Here is a 6,257-nt window from a genome sequence, read left to right as displayed (position 1 = left end):
AAAGGATCGCAACGAGCCGGTGGTCACGCCCGCTGAACTCGCACGAATTCCGGGAGTGTAGAACCGAAGCTGGCCGTTGGCACACCTTCTCCTTTCGGGAGTCACATCAAGGAAGCGGATGTTCAGGATGCTGCAAATCTCACCGCGCGAGAGGAACGACGCCGAATAGAAGCGCAGCAGCGATGAGAATGAAACATAGAGCCAGGCAGTATTTCCAGGCATAGCGCTGAAGGTCGCCCAATTCGATGCCCAGCAAGGCGCATTTCAGATAGACGGCAGCGACCAAAGGGCTGAGCGAATGCATCGGTTGGCCGAGCAGCGACGCTCTCCCGATCTCTTCGGCAGAAATTCCGTAATGGTTCGCGGTTTCGGCGAGCACCGGCACAACGCCGAAATAAAAGGCGTCGCTTGAGAGAAAGAAGTTCATCAAGATCGACAGAAGCGCCGTGATCACGCCCAGATAGGGCCCGAACGCAGGCGGCAGAATATCGAGAATGGCTTCTGCCATCGCATCGATCATTCCGGTGCCGGACATCACGCCGGTAAAGGCGCCCGCTGCCAGCACCATGACCCCGACACTGAGTGCGTTTCCGGCATGTGCCGTGAGGCGGGAGCGCTGATCCGCGAGCTTGGGATAATTGACCACGAGCGCGGCCGCGAGTCCGCCCATGAAAAGGACGGGAAGCGGCGCGAAGCGGATGATCACCATCGTCATCAACGCCAGCGTCAGCGCCAGGTTGAACCAGATCAGCCTTGGCCGGAGCGCTGAGGGATCCGCCTGGAAAATCCCGGCGATGCGGTCGGCGTCGAGCGTCTCGGTGGGGGAACCCGCCGAGGCCACGACAGCGCCCAACCGCTTGCGCTCGCGCCGTCCCATCCACCAGGCCAGCAGGAACACCGACGCAAGCCCCGTCGCCGCAACCGGTAACATCGGGATGAAAAGCGATGACGGATCGACATGCAGCGACGCCGCAACGCGCGCGGCAGGGCCACCCCATGGGCTCATGTTCATGATGATGAAGGAAAGGCTGCCGATGACCGCGAAGATCATCACGTCGATGCCGAGACGGCGATAGACGGGCAGCATCGACGACACCCCAACGAGCGCGGTCGTCGTGCCGTCACCGTCGAGACCGACCGCGCTGGCGAGCGTCGCATGCCCGACGGTGGCCCGCGCCGGATCGTTGCCGACCCATGCGATGATCCGGCTGACGAGTGGCTGGAACAAGCCGGCGTCGATCATGATCCCGAAATAGAGGATCGCGAAGATGAGCATGACGGCGGTGGCTGCCACCTTGGTGACGCCCACCATCATCATCGTACCGGTCTCGGCGCCCGACCCTGCGAGAAACGAAAATAGAAGCGGCACAAAAACCAGCGCCGGCACCGCCGTCATGCGCCGCGACATGACAAGCAGCATGAACAAAATAACCATAGAGAAGCCAAGAAGGGCCGGTGACATGCGCTATCCCCTCATTCGATGTCGACGGATAGAAGCGGCACGAAATATTGGCCGGCGTGCGAGTCCACATCATGCGGCGCGCCTTGAACGGCCCGGCGCGGAAAGCTCATCTTTAAAACGTTGATCCCGGGGAGGGGGAACTGCCGGACCATATTCTCCGAAACCCCGAAAAGCGATGCGATGGCACGCGGCGCCAAGGCGGGGGAGCGGACGATGCGATCGAACGACGCCGCATCGTCGCAGAAGATGTCGATCGTAACCCAGAAAGGGCCGGCGCTTTTCGAGCGGATATATTTCGCGACATCGCCAAGCTTAGCCATGAAGCGCCTCCTCCCCGATCGTCTCGAAATGCGTCCGGGCTAGCGCGTCCGGACGATCGACGCGGACGACGTGATTGAGCTTGAATTCATAATGCCGACCAAGCTCGATTTCCGCCGGCGAAAAAGGGAATGCAAAGCTTGGCAATGGATCGTCCGGATTGAGCGGAAAATGCAGGAGCACCGGATTGCAATATTTGGCGATCTCGGTCGCGCGCTCCTGCGTTCTCGCCCAGACGATGGTCATCAGCCCGACTTCGTGCGGGACATGGTCGGCGGGCACCGGGTTGAGCGCATCCTTGCCATAGGCGCGGAACTCGATTCCATAGTCACCGTCGGCGACGCGAAGGACGTTGGCGATCCCGTAACGCAGATGGGCTTCGAGATTGGCGCGCCACTTATCGAACCTTGCAAGGATCTTGGGGTCAGCAATGGCGCTGAACACCATCGTCCGGTACCCCGTACCTCCCGCCCCTTCGAGCTTGATTGTGTAAGGCACGGCCTCGGCCCGCGAGTTGGTTACGCGCACGCGGCGACTGTCGAGCGCTTCGTAATGCGCGTCGGACGCGTCGAGAACGACGCCGGGCTCCTTCAGCCGGAACGGGTCGCTATTCTCGTACAAAAGATGGGCAGAGACCGTATAGGGAGTGCAACGATTGTCCGCATCGAGAGGTTCGATCTCGAACCCTTGCGGGTCGACGGTGACGATCACCCCGCCCCGTCGCGTCTCGACCGTGCAAAGGCCGCCGCACTCGGCTGTCTTGGCGGCATGCCAAGATGCACCGGCCGGGAGTCCCTGCATCAGCGGCACCGCCGAGAGCACCGCCGTGTCGGTCGTTCGCCCCGAAAACACGATGTCGGCGCCGTTCTTGATCGCATCGGCCAAAGGCTCATAGCCGAGCAGCCCCACGATATGGTCGCATTCGAAGATGCGCCCTGCCGTCAGCGGCAAGGCGGGCTCAAGCGGCGCGATCTTCCCAGCCTCCAGATAAGGAAGCAGGGTAGCGGGTTCGATCTCAGAATAGACGAGCCCCAGCCGAGCCGACAGTCCCTCTTCGCGCGCGATCTCGCGCGCGATGTCGGCCATCCAGTCCACCCCGGCATCCGTCCCTGACGTGCCGCAAGACCCGACGAGTAGCGGCACGCCCAGTTTGTCGCGGGCCAGCATGAGCTGCCGGAGGTCGTGCTTCGTCGCGGCGCGCGTCATCTTCGACGTCGCGGTCCCGAGATAATGGGGGCCGCTGTCCGTCGATCCGCCATCGACGGCTAGGCAGTCGGGACAAAGAGCAACCCCGCGATCGAAAGCATTGGCTGGGCAGCCGGCGCCAAGGACCCCCGACGGGACAAGAATCCTGCAAGCTGCTGACCCTTCGCCACCACTCACCGGAACTTCGCCCGCAGGGTCGCACCAAGCTGACGAGGCGCGCCATATTGGACATATTGATAGAAGCCGCCGTTGGTCTGCCAGATACGATAGACCTTGTCGGTCAGATTGTGCCCCCACAGCTGGACGGAATAGCGGTCGTCGAAATTATAGGTGATACTCGCGTCCCAAAGCGTCCGGGGCTTGCGATACTCCTTATAGTCGTTGATGTTGTTCTCGAACGCGTCGCTCTGGTAGTCCATGACTACCTCGGCCCGCAGCCACCCCCATGACGCGTCATGCGAACTCTGCAGGCCGAGCGTTGCGTTCACCGCATGTTTCGGCGTCCTGCTCATCCGGTTACCGGCGCCGTTGACGAAAGTCGGGTTGCCGCTCGCGTCAAAACCCGCAGTCTGGATGAACCGCGAGAAATAGGGGTGGAGATAGGTGTAGCGCACCGTCGCGTCGAACCAGGAGACAGGCGCGATAATGAACTCGCTCTCGACGCCCTTGATCGTCGCGTCGGCGGAATCGAAAGTCACGCGCGTGCCCGTCGGACCTTGCGTGAGGTCGGGGACCACCTTGATCGTCTGGAAATCGCGATAATCCATCCAAAAGGCTGAGATATTGGCGCGAAGCGAGCGGTCGAACCAGTCGGTCTTCACGCCAACTTCATAATTGGTAAGGCGCTCGGGATCGGTCGGCGTGCGGGCGAGCGTCGCCGAGCCGGGCTGCTCCTGGAACGCGCCCGACTTGAACCCCGTCGACACGGTGGCAAAGGCGAAGACATTGTTGCTCAGGCGATAATCCGCACCGACCCGATAGGTGAAGACGCCCTTGTCGAAGACGCCAGGTGTCGTCTCTGTGTCGTAGGTCGTCGTCGGTGCTGCCAGCGCGCCTTGCAGGCGCCTCGCGCGATATTCCTTGTGCTCCTTCGTGTAGCGACCGCCAGCGAAGAAGCGCAGGCCGAAGTCGAACTTGTACTGCGCCTCGCCGAAAATGGCGTAGCTGTCGTTCGTCGAATGACCGAAGAAGCGGTTGATCGTCGTCGGCGTCGCCGATTGCTGCGTCTCGCGTTCGCGGTAAATCTGATCGCGATTGTAGAACAGACCGGCAACCCAGCTGAGCGGGCCGTCACTCAGCGACGAAAGGCGGGTTTCAGCCGAATAGCTGTCCGCTCTCTCCTTGGCGAGCGTCTGGAGGCCGCTCACGGGCAGGCCGATCGCCGCATTGGTCGCCGCATCGGTGCCGTCGAGATCGCTCGAAAATTCATAGTCGAGCGTGCGCCAGGACGCGACTGTCGTCCAATTGGCGAACCCGAGTGCGTCGGTCGAAAGCTCGGCGCGCACGCCGCCCGTCCTCGATTTGGTGAAACCGAGCCGGTCGGGATTGGCGCGCCGCGGGTTTGCATAGTCGGCATAGCCTTTCCCCGGCGTGAAAGGATTGAGCAGGACGTTGAAGCGGGAGCTGTCCGAGAGATCCTGATTGGCAACATCGCCCGTCAAGAGAAGCCAGGTGTCGGGGCCAATGTCGGCCCGAAGATGGAGCCGGGCGCTCAGCTTGTTCTCGTCGTCAAGCGCGCGGCCGTCGAAGGTCTTGCGAAAGCCGTCATTGGTGACGGCACCGAGCGTGAGGCGTGCGGCGATCCCCTCGGTCACCGGCGCGTTGAGCATCAGATTACCGTTCATCTGGCCATATTCGCCAAAGGTCAGCTGCGCATTGGCCTCGGCATAGTCGACAGGCTTGGCGGTTACGAAATTGACCGAGCCCGCGACAACGTTCTTGCCCCAGAGCGTCCCCTGCGGTCCCTTCAGGACCTCGACACGTTCCATGTCGTAGAAGTCGATGCCGAGCATGGCAGCGCGGCCGAGATAGACCCCGTCAAGGAAGGCTACCGAGGACGGATCACCGCCCGCGCCTTGGTTGCTGCTTCCGACGCCCCGGAAGAATGGCCGCGGCGCCGCCTTTGGAAAGGCGTCGAAGTTGATGCCCGGCGTCGCCTGCGCCAGCCGAGTGAAATCCGTAATCCCTCTCTCTTCAAGCTGATCACCCGAAAAGGCGGTAACTGTGATCGGCGCGCTCTGGAGCGATTCCTCGCGCCGGCGCGCGGTAACGATGATATCCTCGATCCCCGGCGACGCGTCCGCATTTTCGTCGGCAACGGGCTCGTACCCCGCCGCCTCCTGCGCCGCGGCAGGAACAGCCGCGGTCATGAGATAAGCGCTCGATGCGAGCAGAATGTTTCGTGCGGTCGGTTTCATATGCCCTCTCCCATAGTCGGTCGGCTTGAGCCGATCGCGATTCGGGGGCTGTGTGCACTGGTTAGCCCGCGCTGCCATGACACCTATGTTACATGGCGCGCGAACGGGCTCATGCTAGTGAGGGTCCAACGGGAGAGAAGAAGTGCACGATCGATGCAGCGGATCATAACCCATGAAAACTGGATAGGCGGCCTGCCCGATCCGGTACGCGACGCTGTGCTGGCGCGAATGGTCGAGCGCATTGTCGAGCCTGGCGAGATCATCGCTGAGGCCGGGCGTGACGCCACGCGCATCTTTCAGGTGGTCGAAGGGTATGTTCGGCTCACCGGGCTCCACGAGGATGGGAGCGAGGCGCTGATCACCATCTATGTCGCCGGCAACTGCTATGCGGAGACGGCGATGGTGTCGCGCCGGCCCTATAACCACAGTTCCGTCGCGATGGTGCGCAGCCGCATTCGTGTGCTGCACGAACGGGACTTCTGGGAGCTCTATCACGGCCACAGCGCCATTCCGGAGGCGCTGTGCCGCAAATTCTCGGACGCGATCAGCCGCCAGCTTGCGGCTAGAGAAACGCGTGCGACAACGCGGCTTCGCTTCCAAATTGCCAACATGTTCGCCGATTTCGCAGAGCGCTGCGCGGGCGGCCCGGTGCCCGGCACCATCGCTCTCGACTTTCCCTTTACGCAAAGCGATATCGCGAGCATTTTCGACGTCACGCGCCAAAGTGTCCAGCGCGAGATCACCTACTTGAAGGCGCAGAGATTGGTCGAGAAGCGCGACGGGGCATGGGTCGTGCTTGACCTCAAGCGGTTGAGACATACGGCCTAGCATCGCCCAAAGACATCCGGTCGATT

The 6,257-nt window shown here is 62.0% G+C and carries 5 protein-coding genes; 1 reads left to right on the top strand and 4 read right to left on the bottom strand.

Going from position 1 to position 6,257, the window contains the following annotated elements; all coding sequences use genetic code 11:
* Nucleotides 1-139: 139 nt before the first annotated feature.
* The 4 genes from J1N50_RS05390 to J1N50_RS05375 form a co-directional block, all read right to left on the bottom strand.
* The gene (locus tag J1N50_RS05390; RefSeq protein WP_215350761.1) at nucleotides 140-1,462 is read right to left on the bottom strand and encodes a CitMHS family transporter; all 1,323 of its coding nucleotides are present in this window, start codon (nucleotides 1,460-1,462) and stop codon (nucleotides 140-142) included.
* Nucleotides 1,463-1,473: 11 nt separating this feature from the next.
* Complete coding sequence (locus J1N50_RS05385; protein ID WP_215350759.1) at nucleotides 1,474-1,782, bottom strand: DUF4387 domain-containing protein; 309 nt, start codon at nucleotides 1,780-1,782, stop codon at nucleotides 1,474-1,476.
* Entirely contained in the window at nucleotides 1,775-2,986 is a 1,212-nt protein-coding gene (locus tag J1N50_RS05380) for an acyclic terpene utilization AtuA family protein (protein WP_215350756.1), read from the bottom strand. Before J1N50_RS05380 ends, J1N50_RS05385 begins: the two co-directional genes overlap by 8 nt.
* Nucleotides 2,987-3,159: 173 nt before the next feature.
* The gene (locus tag J1N50_RS05375) at nucleotides 3,160-5,403 is read right to left on the bottom strand and encodes a TonB-dependent receptor (RefSeq protein WP_215350754.1); all 2,244 of its coding nucleotides are present in this window, start codon (nucleotides 5,401-5,403) and stop codon (nucleotides 3,160-3,162) included.
* Nucleotides 5,404-5,556: 153 nt separating this feature from the next.
* Between J1N50_RS05375 and J1N50_RS05370 the strand changes: the two genes are divergently transcribed.
* A complete protein-coding gene (locus J1N50_RS05370; RefSeq protein WP_215350752.1) occupies nucleotides 5,557-6,231 on the top strand; it encodes a Crp/Fnr family transcriptional regulator in 675 nt (224 codons plus the stop codon).
* Nucleotides 6,232-6,257: the final 26 nt, after the last annotated feature.

Source organism: Sphingopyxis soli, from assembly GCF_018682675.1.
In the GTDB taxonomy this organism is placed as follows: Bacteria; Pseudomonadota; Alphaproteobacteria; order Sphingomonadales; family Sphingomonadaceae; genus Sphingopyxis; species Sphingopyxis soli.
This window is presented reverse-complemented; position numbering and strand designations above follow the sequence as displayed.